This window comes from Collinsella aerofaciens (assembly GCF_039836695.1).
Lineage (GTDB): Bacteria > Actinomycetota > Coriobacteriia > Coriobacteriales > Coriobacteriaceae > Collinsella > Collinsella aerofaciens_BD.
Window position 1 is genome coordinate 58,537 of record NZ_JBDPAC010000009.1, and the last position, 21,052, is coordinate 79,588.

The 21,052-nt window shown below is 55.0% G+C and carries 20 protein-coding genes and 3 tRNA genes; 17 read left to right on the plus strand and 6 right to left on the minus strand.

Annotated features, from left to right (window positions below):
* Nucleotides 1–3: 3 nt before the first annotated feature.
* Genes ABG996_RS05850 through wecB form a run of 5 tightly spaced genes read left to right on the plus strand, consistent with a single transcriptional unit; the run spans nt 4 to nt 5,171 of the window.
* On the plus strand, nt 4–609 hold the full coding sequence (locus ABG996_RS05850; RefSeq protein WP_347479165.1) for an LbetaH domain-containing protein: 606 nt from the start codon (nt 4–6) through the stop codon (nt 607–609).
* 29 nt (nt 610–638) lie between these two features.
* Nucleotides 639–1,538 (plus strand): glucose-1-phosphate thymidylyltransferase RfbA, encoded by a 900-nt coding sequence (gene rfbA / locus ABG996_RS05855; RefSeq protein ID WP_347487180.1) that lies wholly within the window; start codon nt 639–641, stop codon nt 1,536–1,538.
* Nucleotides 1,539–1,562: 24 nt separating this feature from the next.
* Nucleotides 1,563–2,585, plus strand: a complete 1,023-nt coding sequence (gene rfbB, locus ABG996_RS05860) for a dTDP-glucose 4,6-dehydratase (RefSeq protein WP_347479849.1) — start codon at nt 1,563–1,565, stop codon at nt 2,583–2,585.
* Nucleotides 2,586–2,599: 14 nt separating this feature from the next.
* A complete protein-coding gene (locus tag ABG996_RS05865; RefSeq protein ID WP_347487181.1) occupies nt 2,600–4,072 on the plus strand; it encodes a sugar nucleotide-binding protein in 1,473 nt (490 codons plus the stop codon).
* Between the two features lies 1 nt (nt 4,073).
* Nucleotides 4,074–5,171 carry a non-hydrolyzing UDP-N-acetylglucosamine 2-epimerase gene (wecB, locus tag ABG996_RS05870; RefSeq protein WP_347479745.1) on the plus strand — a complete coding sequence of 366 codons (1,098 nt, stop codon included), beginning with the start codon at nt 4,074–4,076 and terminating at the stop codon, nt 5,169–5,171.
* A gap of 602 nt (nt 5,172–5,773) precedes the next feature.
* On the opposite strand, the gene ABG996_RS10835 is transcribed toward wecB, so the two are convergent.
* Nucleotides 5,774–6,163 (minus strand): transglutaminase domain-containing protein, encoded by a 390-nt coding sequence (locus ABG996_RS10835; protein ID WP_430733174.1) that lies wholly within the window; start codon nt 6,161–6,163, stop codon nt 5,774–5,776.
* Nucleotides 6,164–7,149: 986 nt separating this feature from the next.
* On the opposite strand from ABG996_RS10835, the gene ABG996_RS05880 reads away from it, so the two are divergent.
* Both ABG996_RS05880 and ABG996_RS05885 read left to right on the plus strand, forming a co-directional pair.
* Nucleotides 7,150–7,977: a DUF2971 domain-containing protein gene (locus ABG996_RS05880; RefSeq protein WP_260699970.1), complete on the plus strand. Its 828-nt coding sequence runs from the start codon at nt 7,150–7,152 to the stop codon at nt 7,975–7,977.
* 497 nt (nt 7,978–8,474) lie between these two features.
* Entirely contained in the window at nt 8,475–9,116 is a 642-nt protein-coding gene (locus tag ABG996_RS05885) for a hypothetical protein (RefSeq protein WP_260699968.1), read from the plus strand.
* Nucleotides 9,117–9,179: 63 nt separating this feature from the next.
* Here ABG996_RS05885 and ABG996_RS05890 read toward each other — a convergent pair whose 3' ends face one another.
* Nucleotides 9,180–9,416, minus strand: coding sequence for a hypothetical protein (locus ABG996_RS05890; protein WP_347479743.1), 237 nt, complete (start codon nt 9,414–9,416; stop codon nt 9,180–9,182).
* Complete coding sequence (locus ABG996_RS05895; RefSeq protein ID WP_347479742.1) at nt 9,380–9,892, minus strand: hypothetical protein; 513 nt, start codon at nt 9,890–9,892, stop codon at nt 9,380–9,382. Before ABG996_RS05895 ends, ABG996_RS05890 begins: the two co-directional genes overlap by 37 nt.
* Nucleotides 9,893–10,350: 458 nt before the next feature.
* Here ABG996_RS05895 and ABG996_RS05900 point away from each other — a divergent pair, with 458 nt between their 5' ends.
* The 10 genes from ABG996_RS05900 (at nt 10,351) to ABG996_RS05945 (ending at nt 18,033) form a co-directional block, all read left to right on the plus strand.
* The gene (locus ABG996_RS05900; RefSeq protein WP_347479741.1) at nt 10,351–11,139 is read left to right on the plus strand and encodes an endonuclease/exonuclease/phosphatase family protein; all 789 of its coding nucleotides are present in this window, start codon (nt 10,351–10,353) and stop codon (nt 11,137–11,139) included.
* Between the two features lie 3 nt (nt 11,140–11,142).
* Complete coding sequence (locus ABG996_RS05905; RefSeq protein ID WP_347484063.1) at nt 11,143–11,679, plus strand: hypothetical protein; 537 nt, start codon at nt 11,143–11,145, stop codon at nt 11,677–11,679.
* 388 nt (nt 11,680–12,067) lie between these two features.
* A complete protein-coding gene (locus ABG996_RS05910) occupies nt 12,068–13,171 on the plus strand; it encodes a hypothetical protein (protein WP_347479739.1) in 1,104 nt (367 codons plus the stop codon).
* Nucleotides 13,172–13,439: 268 nt separating this feature from the next.
* Nucleotides 13,440–13,949 carry a Panacea domain-containing protein gene (locus ABG996_RS05915; protein WP_347479738.1) on the plus strand — a complete coding sequence of 170 codons (510 nt, stop codon included), beginning with the start codon at nt 13,440–13,442 and terminating at the stop codon, nt 13,947–13,949.
* Complete coding sequence (locus ABG996_RS05920; protein ID WP_347479737.1) at nt 13,949–14,446, plus strand: Fic family protein; 498 nt, start codon at nt 13,949–13,951, stop codon at nt 14,444–14,446. Before ABG996_RS05915 ends, ABG996_RS05920 begins: the two co-directional genes overlap by 1 nt.
* 170 nt (nt 14,447–14,616) lie before the next feature.
* A complete protein-coding gene (locus ABG996_RS05925) occupies nt 14,617–15,405 on the plus strand; it encodes a DUF3825 domain-containing protein (protein WP_347479736.1) in 789 nt (262 codons plus the stop codon).
* A gap of 138 nt (nt 15,406–15,543) precedes the next feature.
* Nucleotides 15,544–15,618 (plus strand) — tRNA-Val (locus ABG996_RS05930).
* Between the two features lie 373 nt (nt 15,619–15,991).
* Nucleotides 15,992–17,068 carry a hypothetical protein gene (locus tag ABG996_RS05935; RefSeq protein ID WP_347479735.1) on the plus strand — a complete coding sequence of 359 codons (1,077 nt, stop codon included), beginning with the start codon at nt 15,992–15,994 and terminating at the stop codon, nt 17,066–17,068.
* 618 nt (nt 17,069–17,686) lie between these two features.
* Nucleotides 17,687–17,759, plus strand: a tRNA-Ala gene (locus ABG996_RS05940).
* Between the two features lie 198 nt (nt 17,760–17,957).
* Nucleotides 17,958–18,033: transfer RNA gene (locus ABG996_RS05945), tRNA-Ile, on the plus strand.
* A gap of 413 nt (nt 18,034–18,446) precedes the next feature.
* On the opposite strand, the gene ABG996_RS05950 is transcribed toward ABG996_RS05945, so the two are convergent.
* The 3 genes from ABG996_RS05950 to ABG996_RS05960 form a co-directional block, all read right to left on the minus strand.
* Entirely contained in the window at nt 18,447–19,913 is a 1,467-nt protein-coding gene (locus ABG996_RS05950; RefSeq protein ID WP_347479734.1) for a hypothetical protein, read from the minus strand.
* A 68-nt stretch (nt 19,914–19,981) separates the two neighbouring features.
* Nucleotides 19,982–20,437, minus strand: coding sequence for a helix-turn-helix transcriptional regulator (locus ABG996_RS05955; protein ID WP_347479733.1), 456 nt, complete (start codon nt 20,435–20,437; stop codon nt 19,982–19,984).
* Nucleotides 20,438–20,527: 90 nt separating this feature from the next.
* The gene (locus tag ABG996_RS05960) at nt 20,528–21,022 is read right to left on the minus strand and encodes a helix-turn-helix domain-containing protein (protein WP_347479732.1); all 495 of its coding nucleotides are present in this window, start codon (nt 21,020–21,022) and stop codon (nt 20,528–20,530) included.
* Between the last annotated feature and the right edge of the window lie 30 nt (nt 21,023–21,052).

Here is a 21,052-nt window from a genome sequence, read left to right on the forward strand (position 1 = left end):
TTCATGAATAGAATGAGCATCAAGATCGCAACGAACGCTTGGCGCGGAATCGCAGCACTGGGTGTCGCGGGCCGCGGCGGGTATCTCTGGGAGGATGTGGACTGCTGGTGGCGCATCAGGAAACTCCCTGCTACGGTTGGAAGTTTTGCACGGATGACATATCTCTTGTCGGAGTGGCGCGAGTTCAGAAACGTCTTCGACATGCGCCTCAGGCAGCAAAGGACTTCGTTTGTCGCTCGCGGCCTGTTTAGGGTTCTTTGGCCACTCGAGCCGACCCTGCACATTAGCACCGAGGACATCGGACCACGTATGTTCGTAGAACATGGTTTCGCGACGATTATCTCTGCCAAGAGCATCGGTTCAGATCTCTGGGTGAACCAGCAGGTAACAATCGGTTGGAATTATGACAAGGCTCCTGTACTGGGCAACGGCGTTCGCATCGCTGCCGGCGCGAAGGTCATCGGTGGCGTGAGGCTCGGTGACAACTGCATCGTCGGTGCTAACGGCGTCGTGACAAAGGACATACCTTCGGAAGAAATATGGGGGGGCGTTCCTGCTTCACGCATTGGTGTAAATCGAGAGCACAAGCTATTTGAGTCTGGCTCTTGAAGCCAGAAATGTGTATCTAGGAGCTTAACATGAAAGGCATCATCCTCGCCGGCGGGTCCGGCACACGCCTGTACCCGCTCACGCTCGTGACCTCCAAGCAGCTGCTGCCGGTCTACGACAAGCCCATGATCTACTACCCGCTGTCCACCCTCATGCTGGCGGGCATCCGGGACATACTGGTCATCTCCACGCCGACCGACCTCCCCAACTTCGAGCGGCTGCTCGGGGACGGCTCGCGCTACGGCGTGAACCTCTCCTACGCCGAGCAGCCGAGCCCCGACGGCCTGGCGCAGGCCTTCACCATCGGCGAGGGGTTCATCGCCGGCGAGCCGTGCGCCCTCGTGCTCGGCGACAACATCTTCTACGGCAACGGCCTGTCGCGCCACCTGACGCGCGCCGTCCAGAACGCCGAGTCGGGCCGCGCCACGGTCTTCGGCTACCACGTGGACGACCCCGAGCGCTTCGGCGTCGTGGAGTTCGACGGGGAGGGCCGTGCCGTCTCCATCGAGGAGAAGCCAGCGGAGCCCAAGAGCTCCTACGCCGTCACCGGCCTGTACTTCTACCCGGGCGACGTGGCCGCCAAGGCGCATGGGGTGGAGCCCTCCGCCCGAGGCGAGCTGGAGATCACCGACCTCAACCGGATGTACCTGGAGGAGGGGACGCTCTCCGTGGTCACCCTGGGCCGCGGCTACGCGTGGCTGGACACCGGCACCATGGAGAGCCTGCACGAGGCCGCGGAGTTCGTCCGCGCCGTGGAGCACTCACAGGACCTGCCCGTCTCGGTACCCGAGGAGATCGCCTGGGAGAACGGCTGGATCACCACCGCCGAGCTCGAGGAGGCCGCCGAGGCCTACGGCAAGTCGGTCTACGGGCAGCACCTGAAGAAGGTCGCCGCCGGCGAGATCGTCAACAGCCCGCGCGAGTACTAATCCGATCCAATGGGAGATACAAATATGTCTGAAGAGCTCTTCGAGCCCAGGAACATCATCGTCACGGGCGGCTGCGGCTTCATCGGCAGCAACTTCGTGCACTACGTCGTGAACAACCACCCCGGCGTGCACGTCACCGTCCTGGACAAGCTGACCTACGCCGGCAACCCCGAGAACATCGCCGGGTTGCCGGCGGACCGCGTGGAGCTCGTCGTGGGCGACATCTGCGACGCGGGGCTGCTGGACCGCATCGTCCCGGGCCACGATGCGATCGTGCACTACGCCGCGGAGTCCCACAACGACAACTCCATAGCCGACCCCGAGCCCTTCCTGCGCACGAACGTCGAGGGCACCTTCCGCCTGCTGGAGGCCGTCCGCAAGTACGGCGTCCGCTACCACCACGTCTCCACCGACGAGGTCTACGGCGACCTGGCGCTCGACGACCCGGCCAAGTTCACCGAGGAGACGCCGTACCACCCGAGCAGCCCGTACTCGAGCACCAAGGCGTCCTCCGACATGCTGGTCCGCGCCTGGACCCGCACCTACGGGCTTCGCGCCACGATCTCCAACTGCTCCAACAACTACGGCCCCTACCAGCACGTGGAGAAGTTCATCCCCAGGCAGATCACCAACATCATCGACGGCGTGCGCCCCAAGCTCTACGGGCGCGGCGAGAACGTCCGCGACTGGATCCACACCGAGGACCACTCCTCGGCCGTCTGGGACATCCTCACCAAGGGCCGCACGGGGGAGACCTACCTCATCGGCGCCGACGGCGAGAAGAACAACATCACGGTCCTGCGCATGATCCTGGAGGCGATGGGAAAGGACCCCGAGGACTTCGACTGGGTCGCCGACCGCCCCGGCCACGACCGCCGCTACGCCATCGACTCGACCAAGCTGCAGCGCGAGCTGGGCTGGAGGCCGGCCCACACCGACTTCGCCGAGGGACTCAAGGCCACCATCGACTGGTACGTCGCCAACGAGTCCTGGTGGCGCCCGGCCAAGGAGGCCACCGAGGCCCGTTACCGCGCGCAGGGGCAGTAGGAGGGGAGAGATAGATGGCAGACATCGCATTCGAGAAGGACCTCTCCGTCGCCGAGACCGGCATCGGGGGCCTCAAGGTCGTCGACCTGGCCGTCCACGGCGACTCGCGCGGCTGGTTCAAGGAGAACTGGCAGCGCGCCAAGATGACCGCCCTGGGCATCCCGGACCTCAAGGTCGTCCAGAACAACATCTCCTACAACGACAGCCGCGGCGTCACCCGCGGCATCCACGCCGAGCCCTGGGACAAGTTCATCTCCGTGGCCACGGGCTCGGTCTTCGGCGCCTGGGTGGACCTGCGGGAGGGCAGCGCCACCTACGGGAAGGTCTACACGACCGTGCTCGACCCGTCGAAGGCCATCTACGTCCCGCGCGGCGTGGGCAACTCCTTCCAGGCGCTCGAGGACGGCACCGCCTACACCTACCTGGTGGACGCCCACTGGTCGCTCGAGCTGAAGAGGACCTACACCTTCGTGAACCTCGCCGACCCCGAGCTCGACATCCAGTGGCCGATCCCGCTGGATCAGGCCACCGTCTCCGAGGCCGACCTCAACCACCCGTACCTCAGGGACGTCGTCCCCATGGCGCCGAAGCGCACCCTCGTCACCGGCTGCAACGGCCAGCTGGGCCGTGCGGTCCGCGCGCTCGCCGAGGAGCGCGGCGTGGCGAAGGACTTCGACTTCTGCGACATCGACACCTTCGACATGTCAGACCCGGCGGCCTACGCGCAGTACGACTGGTCGCTCTACGGCACCGTCATCAACTGCGGCGCCTACACGGCCGTGGACAGGGCGGAGACCCCCGAGGGCCGCGCGACCGCCTGGAAGGCCAACGCGACCGGCCCCGCCCTCCTCGCCCGCACCTGCGCCGGGCACGGGATCACGCTCGTCCACGTGTCCTCCGACTACGTCTTCGACGGCACCGCCGAGGTGCACGACGAGGACGAGCCCTTCTCTCCGCTTTCCGTCTACGGCCAGACCAAGGCCGCCGGCGACATCGCCGTGGCGGGGTGCCCGCGCCACTACGTCATGCGCAGCTCCTGGGTCATCGGCGAGGGACACAACTTCGTCAAGACCATGAAGGGGCTGTCCGACCGCGTCGCCGACCCGGAGGACAAGCTGGAGCAGGTCACCGTCGTCGACGACCAGCTGGGACGCCTGACCTTCACGCGCGACATGGCGCAGGCCATCTTCCATGTGCTGGACGCGAAGGCCCCCTACGGCACCTACGATTGCACCGGCTCCGGCGCCGTGAGGTCCTGGGCCGATATCGCCCGCGCCGTCTTCGATGCCGCCAACGGCAACGGGGACAGGGTCGTGCCGGTATCGACCGCCGACTACTACGCGAGCGCCGAGGGCCCCGTCGCCCCGCGCCCGGTCCACTCCGCGCTCGACCTGTCCAGGCTCGAGTCCGTCGGCTTCCATATGCCCGACTGGGAGGAAGAGCTGGGGGAGTACCTAAAGAATATGATCTTAAGTACGGAGGCCTAAATTGTCTAATAAAAAGGTAATGCTCGTCTTCGGCACCCGTCCGGAGGCAATCAAGATGTGCCCGCTCGTCAACGAGCTGAAGGCGCACAAGGATGAGTTCGAGACCGTCGTGACCGTGACCGGCCAGCACCGCGAGATGCTCGACCAGGTGCTGCGCGTCTTCGGCGTTACGCCCGACCACGACCTGGCGATCATGAAGCCGGGCCAGACGCTGTTCGACGTGACGTGCGACGTGCTGCTCAAGCTTAAGGTCGTCCTCGAGGACGAGAGGCCCGACGTGGTCCTGGTTCACGGCGACACCACGACCAGCTTCGCCGCCGCACTCGCATGCTTCTACCTGCAGATCCCTGTGGGGCACGTCGAGGCCGGCCTGCGCACGCACGACATCTACAGCCCCTGGCCCGAGGAGTTCAACCGCCAGGCGGTAGACATCGTGAGCGAGTACCATTTCGCCCCCACGGAGGCCAGCAAGAAGAACCTCCTCGCCGAGGGCAAGCCCGAGTCCAAGATCTGGGTTACCGGCAACACCGGCATAGACGCCCTGCGCACCACCGTGCGCGAGGGCTACTCCCACCCCGAGCTCGACTGGGCGGAGGGTTCGCGCCTCATCCTCATCACGGCGCACCGCCGCGAGAACCTGGGCGAGCCCATGCACCGCATGTTCCGCGCCATCCGCCGCGTGATGGAGGAGCATCCGGACACCAAGGCGATCTACCCTATCCACATGAACCCGCTCGTCCGCAAGGCAGCCCACGAGGAGCTCGACGGCTTCGACCGTCTGCACATCATCGACCCGCTCGAGGTTCTCGACTTCCACAACTTCATGGCCGCGAGCCACCTCATCCTCACCGACTCGGGCGGCATCCAGGAGGAGGCCCCGAGCCTGGGCAAGCCGGTGCTCGTCATGCGCGACACCACCGAGCGCCCCGAGGGCGTTGCCGCCGGCACGTTAAAGCTCGTCGGCACCGAGGAGGACGTCATCTACCGCGAGTTCAGCCGCCTGCTCTCCGATCAGTCCGAGTACGAGGCGATGAGCCATGCTTCGAACCCCTACGGAGACGGGCATGCGAGCAAGCGGATTGCGGACGTGCTGAAGTAAACTATTTCCCGGTAACATCTGTTTTCGTAAACGGGGGCTTTTGGAGGTTCTGTTCCTCCAAAAGCCCCCGTTATTTTTAACGAAGATGATTAGTCGTACTGAGCGTAGAGCCTCGTCACGCCCGTGCGGGCAGCCGCGTCGAGCCTGACGCCGTCCCCGAGCAGGATGTGGACGCGCCGGGCAGCACGTCGCGCCCGGACCCGAACCCGAGCTCGGAGACCGTGGCGGTCCCCCTAGCCTCGCCGAACTTCACCTCGGTCGTGGTCTGCGGGGGGGGCGGAGCCCGCGTCGAAATATTCGACGGCGAACATCTCTGGGTAGACGGTTTTGCATATGTACTTAGAAGACCATTTACCATTTGACTGAGCCGAAACGACTGATTCTACAGCGTGATCAACCATGTTCTTATTTGCGTTCCATTTCCGCTGATTCATCGCATAGGTGATGACGCCGTTTTGGATGCCGTTAATACTGGAAGGAAAGCTTTGGCTGTAAGCGTATATCGTGAACCCAAACTCTTTTGCGTCCAAGTGCTTTTGGATACGGTTGAAATACTTAGCAGCCCCTTTATCTGCCTTACCGTTACGTACAAAGTAGTTATCTTAAAGACTGGTAGAACGCGCAGCATAACCATCAGCTGAATATATCTTATCGTGCCCTGGATGTGCAATTACCATGCGCTCGTCAGTAAGACAGATGTAAAGATGGCGTTGGTCTAGATCTCCGTAATAATTATCAGACGTGTCATCCCAAGTGCAGTCAACTTGATACCTTTCGTCATCGAGTTTAACCGCATTCCACGTATGCCCATCATAGGTATCGCGGGTTTCCGTGTTTTCTATGCCTGCGGCAGAAAGTAGTTTCGCATACGCTGATTCATAGGCTTGACACGTCCCAAGCCCCCTCGTAAGAGCACTTTCAGCCGAGGACCACGTGAGCGAGTTGTCGTACTCAAGCTGATCGACAAGCCAGTCGTGAAGATAGAGAGCCATTTCGTATTCAGAATCATCTGTCTCTTGCTTGGCTTGTGACACTGCTTTATTGACAATGCTCGCAACGCGGGATACGCATCATCTGCAACCTGGATATACGAGTTGGTGCGCAAGTAGTAAACGCCCGACGCCTTGTCCATGAGGTAAAAGCGGAAGTTATACGATCCGGTAGCCGTCGTTGTGAACGTAAAGCCGTGGCTAACGCACGCGTCGGTGTACTTTGTCCACTCCCCGCGGCTTGGATCGGCGACCGACTCATAGGCGTACTCGTTGGAGTTAGAGTACGAAGGCGCATCCATGCGAAAGAGATAGCTGCCACTGCCACCTGTTGCGCTTACGTGGAAGGTCGTTGGCTGTCCAAGTACTGGATCGTTCCATTCGACGGTGAGGGTGACACTGCCGCTGGTGGCGCTATCGCTGTACTGATATCCACTTATTGCGGCCTTTGTGGCTTGTTCCGAATCGGTCGACATGTCGGAAGCTAGGGAAACCCGAGGTTCCACCTGAGGTGCAATTGGATTCGCGAGATCTGAATCATTTTTGATGGACTCATTGCCGATCTCGCTTGTATCGATGTCGCCTGTCATGCTGCCGCCCAAATTGTCCGCTGCGCCAGTCTCAGACTGCTCCATGGTGTTTTCTTGCCGCCGTTCTTCTTCCGCTATAACCCTTACAGGTATTGCTGCACTAAGCATAGATACGCAAAGAACTGCGCAGAGCGAGCGGTAAAAGACTCGTTTCATAGCGGTGCTTCTCGATAAGGTGGGCGCCAAGGCCCGGAGGCGGCGCCAGGCCAACACTCCGTGTATATGTAAGTAGGGTTATTTTTACGGTCACGCCAATCAACAACAGCGAACTTTTTGGACAGAGTTGGGGAGGGGGGAGGGATACTTGGGACAGTTTGGAACTGATTGATTTTTTGTAATAATGTCTATAAATATTGATGAACAATGATATGGACTCATTGTTATAGTTTGGAGCCAAACATGGAAGCACCCGCCGTTCTCTATCATTATGCAAGCCTAGATACGCTGGCCTTGATTCTGCATAATCGGACTATCAGGTTCAGCCGGTTAGATAAGGTTGATGACCCACAAGAACAGCGTTCAGCGGACTCTCAAAATCTTGGAAAAATGAAGCTCGTCAGTTGTTGGACCTCTTCTGATGAGGAGAGCATCCCCATGTGGCGCGAGTATGCTGGAGCTGAATGTGGAGTAAGAATCCAGATGAAGAGCTATCCGTTTAAGCGCTACTCTGTGTCTACCGAGAGCCTAAGTAAGCTATCTAGTGACGCAGTTTTGAATACTCCTGGTGGCAAGTTTGATGGACTTCAATTGCCGCTCGAAGACTTTTGGGATAAAAAATATCATTTTAAAGAAATGGCCCGAAGCGTTGAGATGCTTCATGAAGTCCAGTATACGAACGATAAGTCGCTTCTGTTTCCAAAGTTGATCCGTAACTGCGAAAACGGCTGGATAGAAGCCGATTTAAACACACTTGGGATTCATAAAGCTACCGCCTGGTCATACCAGAACGAATGGCGATATGTTTTAACGGCAGTTCCTGTGGGCATCGCCTCTGTAATCAAGGGTGATGTTGAGGCAGTTAAGAGGGCCACTGAGGTCATACTTGATAGATGCGATCCCGAAATTCCTTCCTTTTACGATTTGATTATCTCAGACGAAGCATTTTCTTCGATGAAGATCGTCGTTTCCCCAAAGATGACGCCGGGGAACCGAATAATTTTGGATGCGTTGGTGCAGAAATACGCGCCCGGCATTGAGGTTGCAGAAAGCTCGATTGAGATGGCTTAAATAGGCAGCAATATGATGCCGGAGGTTCCCATGTGGTGTCTGCGAATTCATGGTGGGGGAGCCGATACTCTTCTAGCCCCTTTCTTCTCATGCAATGCGTAAAAGTCAGATCGTGCTTTGGGTTGCTTCAGTAGTACTTACTGATAAGTACCTATCTGCTGTAGGGGGGCTTTCGGAAAACTGAGTATTTGCTCGCTTGAGTGCTGCTGATTATTGCTAACGGTTCGCCCCGCGGCGCTGCCGCATGTTTGCCTCGCCCATGTCAGCCCAGACCGCTTTGCGCGCGATCCTGTCTATGGTTGCGTCCGCGTGGACCCCGCCGACGAGCCTCGGGTGCCAGTCCTTCTTCTTGAACTGGGTACAGAGGACGGTCGACGTTGCCGTACCTCAGCTCCCTCAGCATTGGTCTGAACTCAATCTGGAGCCGAATCAGAGAATCATGAATGCGGAGCGATAATCATGGCATTGTAAATTGATTTTTAGTAGCGGAGGAGACAATGGACCTAACGAATCTACCTGAATACATCTCAGCGATTGTGGCAATCATCGCGTTGCTCATTTCTTGTTACCAAGCTCGTCTCAGCAATAAACAGTCTCTATTCAATCGACGTTTAAATATATGGATAACCGTCGATAAACTCATGAGCGTTTACGCAAAAAACGCGAAGAACTTGGAGCATAACGACGAACCACAACTGGCTATCGACCGGCTATTTGTTTGGCTAACTAACACCACGTACTTGCAATCAATTTCAGCCTCAATAAATCATGTGTTAGATGCCGGCTCTCAACTTAAATTGCATTTAAAGCTTGATGAAATGAGAACGCTCGCTATGGAGGCAAAATTTTGCTTCAAAGGAAAGAGTGGAGACGCAATAGCCGAATTCATAGAAGCTTATCAATCCCTTTTGTTTTCAATGTATCAGTATCAGATTTTATTGAATAAGATGAGTCAGAGTGCAAAGGAATATCAATGGACGCTTGTACAGGCTTCTGAAAAGTTACATGAGCCCGATAAACGGAAAGATCTCTTTGAGAAAGAAAGCGCTCTTGCCGCTTCATACAAGACTCTATGTCAGCAAATCAAGCGGGGTGCAATTCAGCGGCAAATACAACTAGCAGGCCCTATATGGCGCTGAGCGAATTGATGAATTACGGGATGATTAGTAATGCAACGGTTCAGATAACGCGACTTACCGCACCTACCCCAAGCTGCGGTAAGTCGCGTCGGCCATCAGGATATGGCGCACCACCCTTTCGGTCCGGTCCCATCTGTCCCTGGCCTGGTTGACCCTAAAGAGGTAGACGTACCAGTCGAGGTAGGCCTGCAGGTTCCGCGGCGACATCCCCGTGAAGCGCCAAAGGTAGCGCTTGAGCCAAGAACACAGGTCGTTCGCCATTTCTATCCGCTCCAGGTAGACCGGGTCGTTGACGTCCACCCTATGCGCCTCGCTGTCGAGACCTCCCTCCCTGACCAGCACGCCGTGCGCCCGCTCGGGGTCGTGGATGCACGGCGGCCCGGGCGACATCCTGCCCCCATGGCCTTCCTCAAGCGCGCCGAGCTGGGCTTCCCGTGGCCGTAGGCGACCGTGACCGGGTTCTTGTGGACATCGATGGCGAAGCAGATGCACAGCTCCTGGCGGGACAGGCCGCGCTTGCGCGCCTGCCCATAGCCCTTGGAGTGGTCGGTGTCGTTGATGTGGGTCTCGTCCACCCAGACGGTGTCGCGCAGCACGATCCGGTCCTGGTAGCCGGATACCGTGGCGAGCACGCGGTGCCGCCATTCTAAGGCGGTCTTGTGGGTGACGCCGCGCAGCTCGGCCGTGCACTCGACGGGGGCGTTAAGGCACATGGGCCTGATGAAGGAGATCCGGGCGGGGAGCGGCTTTCGACAGCGCTCGAGTACCGTGCCCATGAGGGAGTTTGAACCTCCTGCCGCAGCAGCGGCAGCGCTACCTCGGGACGCCGGCAGCGGTGGAGCCGTCCCTCCAGGCGCCGCAACCGGGCACTTCGGGTCCGGCCCATAGGCCGCGGCGGCCTCGGCGAGCGTGCCCACACCGACCTCCTCGCGGCAGCGCCTCTCGTCTACGGCTTCCCTGAGCGGCAGGAACTCCTCGGCGGCGAGGCACGCCACGAGCGCCCTGAAGGGGTTCGCTCTTCCCATATGGATCTGTCCCATCCGCCCGAGCGCCCACCCGGAGGGATTGTCGCCAAACAAAGATCCGGGCGGGCGCTCGGGCAAATTCTCTGTTTGGCTGGGAAGAGCATAGCATTCGGGAACCTTCCGGTCCCCGAATCATCACCTTTTATCTAAACTGTTAGAATAAAAAATAACACTAGAAATATAGTCCATTCTTAAAGATTGCCTGCACGATGAAATTGTTCTTTTGGAATATAAACAAACATGATCTTTCTGATCTTATTGTTAGTTTTATTATTACCGAAAATGTAGATGTGGCAATTTTTGCAGAAGCATCAGAAATGGACTTCGCATCACTTCAAATTAAACTAAACGGTAAATATAGACTTCTAGGATTTAATGAATTTCCTGGTAAAGTACGCTTTTTAGTGAAATCAAATATCAGAGCCTTCGAGTTCATGGACGCGCTGCGTTATTCGATCGGCACTTTTTCTCTTGGATCGTCACTAATTAATATTGTTGGAGTTCATTTACCCGACAGATCATCTGATCCATACGGCAGTGGTCGAGAATATGCGGCTCGTGAAATAATGGAAGAACTAAACGAAAGAGAGCTGCGTTTTGAGCACGCCTCCAATGTGATAATTGGTGATTTCAACGCATCGCCCTTCGATCACGAAATGATTAAAGCGACCAGCTTTAATGCAACGCTATATTCGGAAGTCGCATGCCGACTAAAAACGAAGACGTACTCGTTTCACCAATTCCCTTTTATGTATAACCCTACAATTGAGTTTATTTCAGAAGCGAATGATAACTGCGGATCATTTTATCGGTCGAACGGTGCCGACACGTACTATTGGCATTGCTACGATCAGGCCATCGTAAGCCCCGATTTGTCCAAAAAAATACTCCGCTACCGTTATCTTCGCTCCATTGGTAACACATCTCTTATTGCCAATAACTCACCAAATAAAGCCTTAAGCGACCATTTGCCTTTATTTATCACGATTGGAGAATAGATCATGGGTACAGAGAATTTATGGGAAGATTTATTCACTAGCAACGAGATCAATACTACCGACTCGTTCATATCAATCATTGATTCATATGCACGAGATTTGGAATCCGCCTCAAGTAATAAGGTGCATGCTAGATTTACTCGAATTAAAAACACCGAGTCTTCGCCGCTGCTAATCTCACAAGAATATGCCCAGACATTAAAATCAGCTTTACAAAATACAAAAGCTGAGAAGGAACAGCTCTCACAAAAGGATGCCAACTCCCTATACGATACTAATAAATATGCTTTTGACATCTACGGTGATGAATACAAATTCCGTGTGTTTACGGCAGATGTTGGCCCCGTTTATCCGGTACGCGTAGAACCCGATATAAATATTTGTTACGAAGTCGGAGATGACCTCGAGCGTTTTCTTGATTTTTACACTGAAACGCCTAATTACTGGATTAATGATGACGAGTCGGTTCATTCCTTTTTCAAGGTAATTATTAAAAGCCGTAAAATGCAATTCATGGTTAAACGGCTTTCGGGAGACTAATTTAGCGATTTAAAAAGGAGCACGTTCTGAGGGTCAACCTACTCTCATCATCTTATATAAGATGATGAGAAATGCGATCAAGACTCATTAGAGGAATGGTGAGCTCTCTGACGTTACCGTCATATTCTCCACGAGATATCTGCACAGGTTGGTCTTGAGAGAGTCGGCAACACATAAAGGCAACATGCGAGCACGTGGTGGTTCACGTGCCCGCGCCCAATACGAATTCTTCCTTTCACCGATTGGCAAAACGATTTACACCTAATTATTGGCACTGTTCAGGGACATTTTCTTTGTTTATGCCTTGATCTCGCTAAACTAATAACTACTGTTACCAGGGCATTTTCTGGTGCACATTCTATTGGCTCCTGCGAAGATCGGAGCGGGTATGTTTGCTGCCGAGTCCTACACCAGCCGTCATATCATTGCGATTGTTACCATGGCCTGCCTATGCGTTTTGCTGGGCGGGCCTTCTTATGCCGCGGGCGCGGAGAGTCTCATCATCGCGGGCGCGACGTACTACGAGCCGGGCGTGTCGGGCCCCGGCTGGGCCTGGACCGATGCCGACCACCTGGAGCTTAATGGCTATGCGGGCGAGGCCATCGGCGCTGACGGTGACCTGGTGCTGACGCTTGTCGGGCAAAACTCCGTGACGGAGTCGCGTGCGCCCGATGCGGACATCACGCTGTGCGGCATGGAGGTGTGGGGCAACCTGACGCTTCGCGGTACCGGGACCCTGACGGCGACGGGCTCGCAGTGCGGGATCCACGCTTCGCAGGCGCTCGTGGTGGACGGCTGCACCGTCGATGCCCGGGCAGACGGGGCCGATATTACGGACGAGGCAGTTGCCGGCGTGATCACGGGCGACATGGCCGTGCGCGGCAGCGGGCGCGTCGTTGCCGCGAGCACCGGGTCCGGAGCGGGCGTGCACGCCTACGGCGTGTATCTGCAGGACGCGGGCCTTGGCGATGGCGCAGCTGGCTGTCGGCTTTCCGTCGATGCTTCGTGGCTGGATGCGACTGGTGCCGATAGCGGCGTTGCGTGCATGGGCGGGTCGCTTGTGTCTACGTGCTTTGTGGCGCCTGCCGGTGGGGCTTTTGGTGCTAGCGACGTGGTGGATGCCTCCGGTGCGGTAGCACCGCATGTGGTTATTGAGCCCGATGTAGCCACGCCTCCGGCGGGGGAGACCGATGGGGTCGTTGTGCCTGGCGATAGCGTGGATAAGTCTCCCATCGATGCTAATCCCGCTGCCGGAGAGCCCACCACAGGTCCCACGGCAAATCCGGAGCTGAAACCAGCGGCCGCGACAACCAAGACAACAACGACAATAACCAAGACCACGGTCGCCAAAGTCCCCAAGCCCAAGGCTGCCACCGCGACAACTGTGGCACTCCCCAAGACCGGCGACAACTGCTGGATTGCAGCATCAATGACGCTTTTCCTTCTTGGCATAACGCTCCTAGGCGTCGCGAATCGCTACTATAACGTCTAATAAGTATTTTGCTGACAACGATTTGAATCTGAGCTTCGGCTGACTCTTAAAGCCAGCGCAAACGGTTAGCATCTGGTAAACCATTTTTGCTCTCAGTCTTTTGTGAAAGTACGCACGACGAATTCATGTCCGCGCGCTATGAAACAATTTGTCGTGCAATTAAAAGAGAATTCATCGAGGGCTAACTCGACATATCTTAAAATTGGGTACATAATCAGCCCATTTAAAGTCTAGTGGATTAGTTTTGCCAACTGAAAGGAGAGCGAAAATGGAAGCGCTGAACGTTGCAAACTACATCGTTGATAATTGGAGCGATAAGTTCGAGATCACAAATCTTAAGCTGAATAAGCTCGTCTATTATTCGCAAGTCGAATCGTTGCGCAAATACAATCGACCGCTTTTCGATGACATTATTGAGGCTTGGCAGTATGGTCCAGTTGAACCTATGGTCTATCATGCGTTCTCCTCGTATGGCCGAAACTGCATTCGCAAATCGACTGGCTCAGTGATATTTGACGAGACGTCTAAAAACCTCATCGATTCTGTGATGAACAGACTTGGTATGCTCTCTGCATTTGATTTGGTCACCTTGTCACACAAGCCAGATGGGGCATGGGCGAGTGTATATTCGCCGAACAGGGATAACCCCATCACTCCGGAGGCAATTCTTGCGTCTAATGACGGTTTAGACAATAACGACGTCGTAACAATCGAACAGGCCGTGCAATCAACAATTGCTGCCATGCCCAATGCGCTGAGGCTTTTGGAGAACTCCTAATGTCCACCACGATGGGGCAACCGTCTTCTTTCGATCCCCTCGTATTTGATGACGAGGAAGCGATAGAGGCGCTTGCCTCTTCTGTAGTGCAGTTGCACGAAGGCTTGCTTGCGTTTGGAAAATGCTACACAACCTGTATGACGGGCGACAGGGCCACCCTTATACATGGTCGAATTGAATCCGTTCTATCAAACGCATTTTGCACCATCTTTGGGCAGTCCCCGATTGATAGATTTTCGGACATCTTCGACCAAGCAAGCTATATTGCGGAACACATGGCAAAGGACCACATCTTTGAGGATGGAAACAAGAGGACTAGCCTAGTTATTGCCTTTGCCATTATTAGAGTTAGAAACGTATCGGTGGACTTTTCCGATAACCCAAATCCTGAAGATAACCCCTACTATGAATGGATTCAGGATCTGGTCTCCGGGAAACGCACGCGCGAAGAGCTCGCAAGCGAGTTGCGAAGGAACAGCAGGCCCACGAGGCCTTAGAGACTTCGTGGGCTTGGTTTTAGGTGCCGTATGCTGACCTTGCGCTCGTAACTGCGGCTTTGGCCAAGCGTCCGCTTGCAATCGGGATGATAGAAAGCGCGTGCGTCGGTGCGTTGCGCGTATAGAATCTAAGCATTCGCACACCAGCTATAAAATGGATTGGACACCACATGGAACTCCCTAGCACCCTGTGCAGCAATGTGTACGACTTCGCGTTTTGCCCCGAGCCCTGTTACGAGCGCTTGGCCGACCTCGCCGACCCCGAGGACTGGGGTCCCGGCAACCGCATCCTCAAAAACTACCTGTCGTTTTCGTTTAGCCGCGCGGTGTTCTTAACCGAGCGTGACGTGGACCAGACCGCCCCGTCCAACTTACCGCTGGTGTTCGACGACGACCGATGCCTATTCAACACCGGCCTTTACACGCGCCGCTACGAGACCATCTACGGCCTGTTTGAGCCCAACACCAAGCCCGACGCGCGCCAGCGCTGGTTTTTGAAGGGCTTCTTTAAGGAGAGCGACCCCATGCTGGTCTCGTTTGAGTACCTGCCATGCCGCGTGCGCTTTGCCGAGGACCCCTCCAAGCTGGTCTTTGACTACCGCCTGCCCATCCGCTCCAACATCGACCACATTCTGGGCGACGAGGAGAACCTGACGCGCATTCCCGCCAGCCTGATGGGGGAGGGCAACTCGCTGCTGCTGCGCCGCGCCTTTGAGGGAGCTGTCGTCGAGGCCGCCCGCCGCGCCGCCGCCAACTATACGCTCGCGGTGCCGCAGTTCTACGGCGGCCGAATTCAGCTGCTTCTACCGCTGTGCCTAACTGGCGACAAGCCCGAGCTGGCGCTGACCATCCAACGCGAGGACGGTTTCTACGCAGCGCGCACCTGCCTCACGCTCGACATGGCCTACAACAACGCACGACTTATCTGCCGCCCAGAGACCTCGTGGATCAAGCGATAAAGGTCGGTCTAACTGCTGGTTTGTCGTCCACCCTGATTGCGGTGGCGCGGTTTGCGCCCACGAATTTACAATCGAGGGCAAAAAGTTCTTGGTAAACCACGCGCGGCTATGATAGTATCTCTTTTGCCGAAAGGCGACGGGCGATTGGCTCAGGGGTAGAGCATATCCTTCACACGGATGGGGTCACAAGTTCGAATCTTGTATCGCCCACCATCTAAAGCACAGGTCAGAGGTGTTTAGCCTCTGACCTTTTTTGACACCAAGGGTGATTCCAAAACGAATCGTAGTCGTATAAGGCGTCATTTTTTTCGCACCCTTTTTGCTGACGCCATTGCATGTTTTGTATAAAACGCATGCGTATTTTCATTGAATTCCCCATGTGATCCGCGCGCAAATGTGGAGACAGGGACCACATGCCCAAAGCTCCTTCCAGCGGTTTTCTATCACACGACGGTTTTTCGGCGGAACTCGGCATGCTTTTGTCAGCATTTAGTTTGCTTCCCGTACTTACCCGCATGATGCCCCGGTAGATAATCGGCCATGCCCGCAATCCGCACGGCCTACGGTCGAAACCAGGGGAGGCCACATGGACGAAATCGTCTGCGCAAACACCGCATTCCGCTACTGGCGCTGCCCACCGCAGGTGCATGACCTCTACCCGCGCCTACCCAGCTCCGATGACGGCTGGCGGGCCCTATCCCAAGCCCCTTTCGTAACCGATGTCCTCAAGACCCCGATTATCGCTGTTGCTTCGCCAGGTTGTTGTAATCACCACTCGGGATTGCGCTCCACTATTCGCTGGGAAGGGGCTTCGGATACCGGCACAACAACCGACACTCATTTAGGCTTTAGCGTCACCAATCCGCTTAACACGTTATTTACTATGACACGCTTTGTGTCCCAAATAGATCTCGTACTGGCTATGTACGAACTTTGCGGCTGGTTTTCTGTTTTCGAGCCGACCCCCGCTGTCGAAATGCAGCTAAAAATCGCGTTAAAGGAGAATCGCAATTCCAGCACGCAGGATCTGTTCGAACTTGGAGAAGGCGAAGACGAGATTCCTTGGAAACGAGTTTATGCCCGCACAACCGTAAAGGTCCCAGCAAATGAAGGCCAAACGAACAATCGCGAGGATGGAAGAGAGGTTACGAAACTCAAAGGTACTTCGCTTTGGATGAGAAAGCCATTCATCGAACTGAGCGACTTGCATCGATTCGCCGAAAAGGTCAAAAGTCAAATGTGGGGAAAGCATTTTTATGATGCCGCTCAGCAGGTTATCGGCATTGCTGCATCTCCACTCGAGGTCGCGGGGGTCCTGCTTCTAAGTCGTTCTCGACGTCTAGGTGGTTCAGGATTCAGATACGTATACCTCAACGATTTAACCCCTCTATCCGAGGAAGCCCAAAGCATCGCAGGTCAAAAGGTTTGCTACGGTGACATCGTGATTGTAAACCCAATCCTAATGAAGGCAGCAATTATCGAAATCCAAGGTGAGGTCATCCATGGGTCAGGCGCGGTACTTGACCAAGATGCGGAGCGCATGACTGCGCTCCAGAGCATGGGTTTCGATGTGTTCCTGGTAACCCACGATATGCTTAACGACAAAAAAACAGCTAGACGCCATAGTCAAAAGCGTCTGCAGTCGTTTGGGGATTCGATATAAAGCCAAATCCGAGGCAATGAAGCGCGCCGAGACGCGACTGCGAGCAAATGTTCTGTGCAACTGGTTGGAACTCGGAAATTAGCCGGCGACAAGGCGCTAGAACGACCTAGTTTTCCTGCTAGTGAATTAGTATCATTTCAAAACCATGCCGGATTACGGGGCTGGACCCGGACCGGCCGTCCATACCCTGCATTTCGCTGAATGCGCAAGTCGTCTACCTGCGGTTTTGATTTTACCGATTACGGCACGCTCGGGGGTTCCCGGCCTGGCCCCGTAAACCGGCATGGTTTTGAAATCGCCGGGTCGGCGGGAGCGCGATTGGCCCCGATAATGGGCCCGGCGCCGGCGGGATGGTCGTTGGGCGGATGGCGGCCCGTGGGGTGGAAGCGAAAACCGGCGAGCGGCGGAACCCGAGATGCCCTGGGGGCGCCGGGGAGGAGGGCGGCGGCAGCGCCGCCGCCCGCGGGGCGCGCCCCGCGGGCCGGATCCGGCATCGCGGGTCCCTTGCCCTCGAGTCCGCGCCGCGCTCTCGTCCCAGCGGCGCCCGCGCCTCCGGAAAGTTTTTCCAAAATTGTCCTTGCATCGTGATCCGAGTTCCCGTATAGTACTTTTTCGCACGGGGGCGTAGCTCAGCTGGGAGAGCGCTTGACTGGCAGTCAAGAGGTCAGGGGTTCGATTCCCCTCGTCTCCACCCGAGCATTGAATGAGGCTCCAACGCAAGTTGGGGCCTTTTTTCATATAGTAAAACAAGGTCAAAGGCGGCACCATGATCCTCCTGGTCGACAAGATCGTGCGTTGAACGGGTGCCGTGCGCATGGTAGTATTTCACATCGTGGTTCAAACTGTTGGAGGCTGTTCTGCCACCCCAACTGCAAGTGCCACTTTATAAGGGCTCTTGGCGCAACGGTTAGCGCAGGGGACTCATAATCCCTGGGTTCTGGGTTCGAATCCCGGAGGGCCCACCACTATCTACCAGCGGTTTCCCTGATAATCAGTAAATCAGGGAAACCGCTTTACTATTGGCTATTCCTTCTAGAATCCACTGGTTTCTTCTGGATATCCACCACTATCCACCACTGGCTTGTGCATAGATATGGGTTCCGTCTGTATCAGAAGATTTAAAATGAGCTTAATGATCGACTGATCGATGCGTTTGCTTTCGCCAAAAAGATTGGAAGTGCGATGAATCGATGGTCGCAGTTTTTCGGCAGAGCTGGTTGGGCTAAGCGTTCAGACGCGTTATAAGGACATCTGAAAGTCTGGTACTCATCTGTGTACCAAGAAATCGATTCGGCTCTCTATATCGCCTCTCATTGCCTCAGGCGTAGTTTGTATTGACTTGTATAGAGGCTGCTCGCGTTTGGCTTTTGAACATCTTCTAGAAGTCCTTTTTCTCAATAAGTGATTCGAGAGTGAAGCCGCCGCTTGCCATGTCTGAAGCCATGAATGTGTCGACCTTATCGGCGGCATCAAGGATCGCCTCGACATTTAGATCGATATAGTGCTGGTAATCCGTCTTGAACTGCGTATGTCCGTGCATGCTTGAAATTGTCGGAGTCGAAACTCCGCTGGCGGCCATGAGCGACTCCGAGGTATGTCTCAGGTTATTCACGGGGATAAACCTCAGGCCATGCTTCCTCAGCGCGGTTTCCCAGTGGCCGCGCAGTGTTTCGCCGGCACATGGAAGAATTCGCCGGTTGCTCCACTGCTCCAGAGCGTGTCGCGTTGCATCTTGTTCGGTTCCGATGAACGCCTCAGGTGCGATGGTCCTCTCCATGGTGTCGACATATCCGTTAAAAACGGTGACAGTCCAAATTCCATCGGCAACTTCTTTTAGTTTTGGGTTTGAGCCTAACTTATACTTTGCTGCCGTTTCTGCGGCCAACCGACTTGCAACTGCCTGGGCATCTTTTCGATTTCCCATGACGGTTTCGATCCTATATTTGGCTTTTCTGGACTTGTGCCAGGCTGTCTTGTGCCTGATGAGCCAGCAGTCCTCAACTTGCTCGATTGAGGGCTTCGTGGCCTCGAGGGCTGAAAGAAACCTTTCCGTAAACTCTGGAAGAACCAGAGCGTGCCTTTTAGACTCTTCTGTTTTGGTGACCTTAAGTCCGTCCTCGTCGGTATAGGCCGCATGGACGTTCAGGAGCACATACTTTTTTACGCCCTGGGAAGTCGGCATTTTCAATATCTGTACGTCGGCTGGCGTGATTGCAAGGTTCTCTTCTTTTCGAAGACCCGCGCTACCGACCAGCAGGGTTAGATATGCCATTTCATCATCAACGAGTGCGTCGGCAGCCTTCTTTAATTCAAAGGGTGACCATGGCGCGGGGCGTTTCTGTTTCTTCGCCCTGGCGTCAAGTCCCGTTAGATCCATTTTATGGCGCATGAAACCATCCGATTTGGCTCTGTTCAAAATCGCCCTGTACGTCCGCAGCGTGTTTCTCGGGGTCCCAGATTGCTCTATGAGATTTCGGACATTAGCCTCATCTAGATTCAAGAGGACTCGTTCGCCATGATTCGGGGAGATCCATTTTCGGTAGTTTTTGACATATCCGTCGATTGTGCTGTTGGTCTTACCTTCTTTTTCCAGGGCTGGGATAAACCTGCCATAAAAGTATTGATTCAGCGTAATCTCAGGAATGTCGCGTTCGGAAAGGCTGGAATTCAACTCGACATAGAGCATAGAAGCTGCGGCCTGGGCATCCCTCATGGTTCCATGAATCGTTACCCTTTTTGTGGAACGCCTTTCACGGGTGCCGGCTTCGACTCTAACCCTGAATATCTCTAAACCGTCGGTGTCGACGCCTATTTTCTCAATTAGTCCGATTTTGTTTTTAGGCATTGTGGCTACCTCGTATTGTATTCCAATCAGGACAAAGAACCCTTGTGGTAAAGGTTCCGTTCGATCGTTTAGGCGGTCTTGGCTCTACCGCGAGAACTAGTTGAGGCGTTGCTTTTTGCAATATTGCCAAATCTCTTGTATTTACCAGAACGGTTCATAGTGTCTGCACTATCTGCAAGCTGCTTTCTTCCGGCTGAGCTGAGGGCCATATAGCTCTCCAACAGCTTTCTAAACTGCTGCCTGTCTTCTTTGTTCATTTCGGAGACCGCGGCGTTAACTATTGAACGCATTTCGGAGTCTTCGAGAAACGAGGGGGAAGAAAGCGATGCTGAGAATTTAGATCCAAGAATTGAATCAACTGAGACAGAGAAATATATCGAGAGCTGGAGCAAAAGCTCATCCGTGAGACGTCTCGTCCCTTGCTCATACGTTCTGTAAGCAGAAAGCGAAATACCGAGCTCTTCCGCTACTTTTTTTTGAGTCTTTCCGCTATTGGAGCGAATGGTTTTCAGATTGTTGCCCATGGGTGCTCCTTTCTCTGAGCACCTTGTTTCTCAATTTGGCCATTTTTGAATTTAGGCATAGTGATTTTGCCTCCAGCTGATCTTTAATCGTTATGCTGATTGGGCCACGGAGGAGTGAGAATCACCGTTTGAAAAGGCCGGCTCAGAATCATTCAACAACAGGTCGTTTTCAAGCAAGCTTTCAATTAGCGAAAGCGCAATACCTTTCCCGTTGTCATTTAGACGAATCCAAGCAGACCGAAGCCTTTCAAAGGAGTCATCGTTAACTTCCGCTGGTTTTGTCGCAGCCTTTTCCAATTCCGTAAGGGCAATCAATGACTTTGCGGGGGATATAGCATGAAGATCACGCCATGAGGGGTCGACGAGTTCGGACAGACGTACGTTCAGCGCATTACAAATAGCCTCTAAGGTCTCGTTTGACGGAAACCTTCGGCCCTGTTCGTATGACTGGTAGGTGACAAGCTCAACGCCAATTCTACGAGCCGCAACAGTCTGATTGATATTTAGCTGTTTTCTGGCCTGCTTGAGATTCTGACCAAATTGGCGATTGATCTCAATCTCCTGCGGGCTCTTTTTTCTAGTCATCCTACCTCCCTTTTAACAATTTTGTCTTAC

What these genes read in the sequence shown, in the direction of transcription:
- ABG996_RS05850 (WP_347479165.1), top strand. Translation starts at nt 4, where the DNA reads ATGAATAGAATGAGCATCAAGATCGCAACGAACGCTTGGCGCGGAATC.
- rfbA (WP_347487180.1), top strand. Translation starts at nt 639, where the DNA reads ATGAAAGGCATCATCCTCGCCGGCGGGTCCGGCACACGCCTGTACCCG.
- rfbB (WP_347479849.1), top strand. Translation starts at nt 1,563, where the DNA reads ATGTCTGAAGAGCTCTTCGAGCCCAGGAACATCATCGTCACGGGCGGC.
- ABG996_RS05865 (WP_347487181.1), top strand. Translation starts at nt 2,600, where the DNA reads ATGGCAGACATCGCATTCGAGAAGGACCTCTCCGTCGCCGAGACCGGC.
- ABG996_RS10835 (WP_430733174.1), bottom strand. Translation starts at nt 6,163, where the DNA reads ATGGCTCTCTATCTTCACGACTGGCTTGTCGATCAGCTTGAGTACGAC.
- ABG996_RS05880 (WP_260699970.1), top strand. Translation starts at nt 7,150, where the DNA reads ATGGAAGCACCCGCCGTTCTCTATCATTATGCAAGCCTAGATACGCTG.
- ABG996_RS05885 (WP_260699968.1), top strand. Translation starts at nt 8,475, where the DNA reads ATGGACCTAACGAATCTACCTGAATACATCTCAGCGATTGTGGCAATC.
- ABG996_RS05895 (WP_347479742.1), bottom strand. Translation starts at nt 9,892, where the DNA reads ATGGGCACGGTACTCGAGCGCTGTCGAAAGCCGCTCCCCGCCCGGATC.
- ABG996_RS05900 (WP_347479741.1), top strand. Translation starts at nt 10,351, where the DNA reads ATGAAATTGTTCTTTTGGAATATAAACAAACATGATCTTTCTGATCTT.
- ABG996_RS05905 (WP_347484063.1), top strand. Translation starts at nt 11,143, where the DNA reads ATGGGTACAGAGAATTTATGGGAAGATTTATTCACTAGCAACGAGATC.
- ABG996_RS05910 (WP_347479739.1), top strand. Translation starts at nt 12,068, where the DNA reads ATGTTTGCTGCCGAGTCCTACACCAGCCGTCATATCATTGCGATTGTT.
- ABG996_RS05915 (WP_347479738.1), top strand. Translation starts at nt 13,440, where the DNA reads ATGGAAGCGCTGAACGTTGCAAACTACATCGTTGATAATTGGAGCGAT.
- ABG996_RS05920 (WP_347479737.1), top strand. Translation starts at nt 13,949, where the DNA reads ATGTCCACCACGATGGGGCAACCGTCTTCTTTCGATCCCCTCGTATTT.
- ABG996_RS05925 (WP_347479736.1), top strand. Translation starts at nt 14,617, where the DNA reads ATGGAACTCCCTAGCACCCTGTGCAGCAATGTGTACGACTTCGCGTTT.
- ABG996_RS05935 (WP_347479735.1), top strand. Translation starts at nt 15,992, where the DNA reads ATGGACGAAATCGTCTGCGCAAACACCGCATTCCGCTACTGGCGCTGC.
- ABG996_RS05950 (WP_347479734.1), bottom strand. Translation starts at nt 19,913, where the DNA reads ATGCCTAAAAACAAAATCGGACTAATTGAGAAAATAGGCGTCGACACC.
- ABG996_RS05955 (WP_347479733.1), bottom strand. Translation starts at nt 20,437, where the DNA reads ATGGGCAACAATCTGAAAACCATTCGCTCCAATAGCGGAAAGACTCAA.
- ABG996_RS05960 (WP_347479732.1), bottom strand. Translation starts at nt 21,022, where the DNA reads ATGACTAGAAAAAAGAGCCCGCAGGAGATTGAGATCAATCGCCAATTT.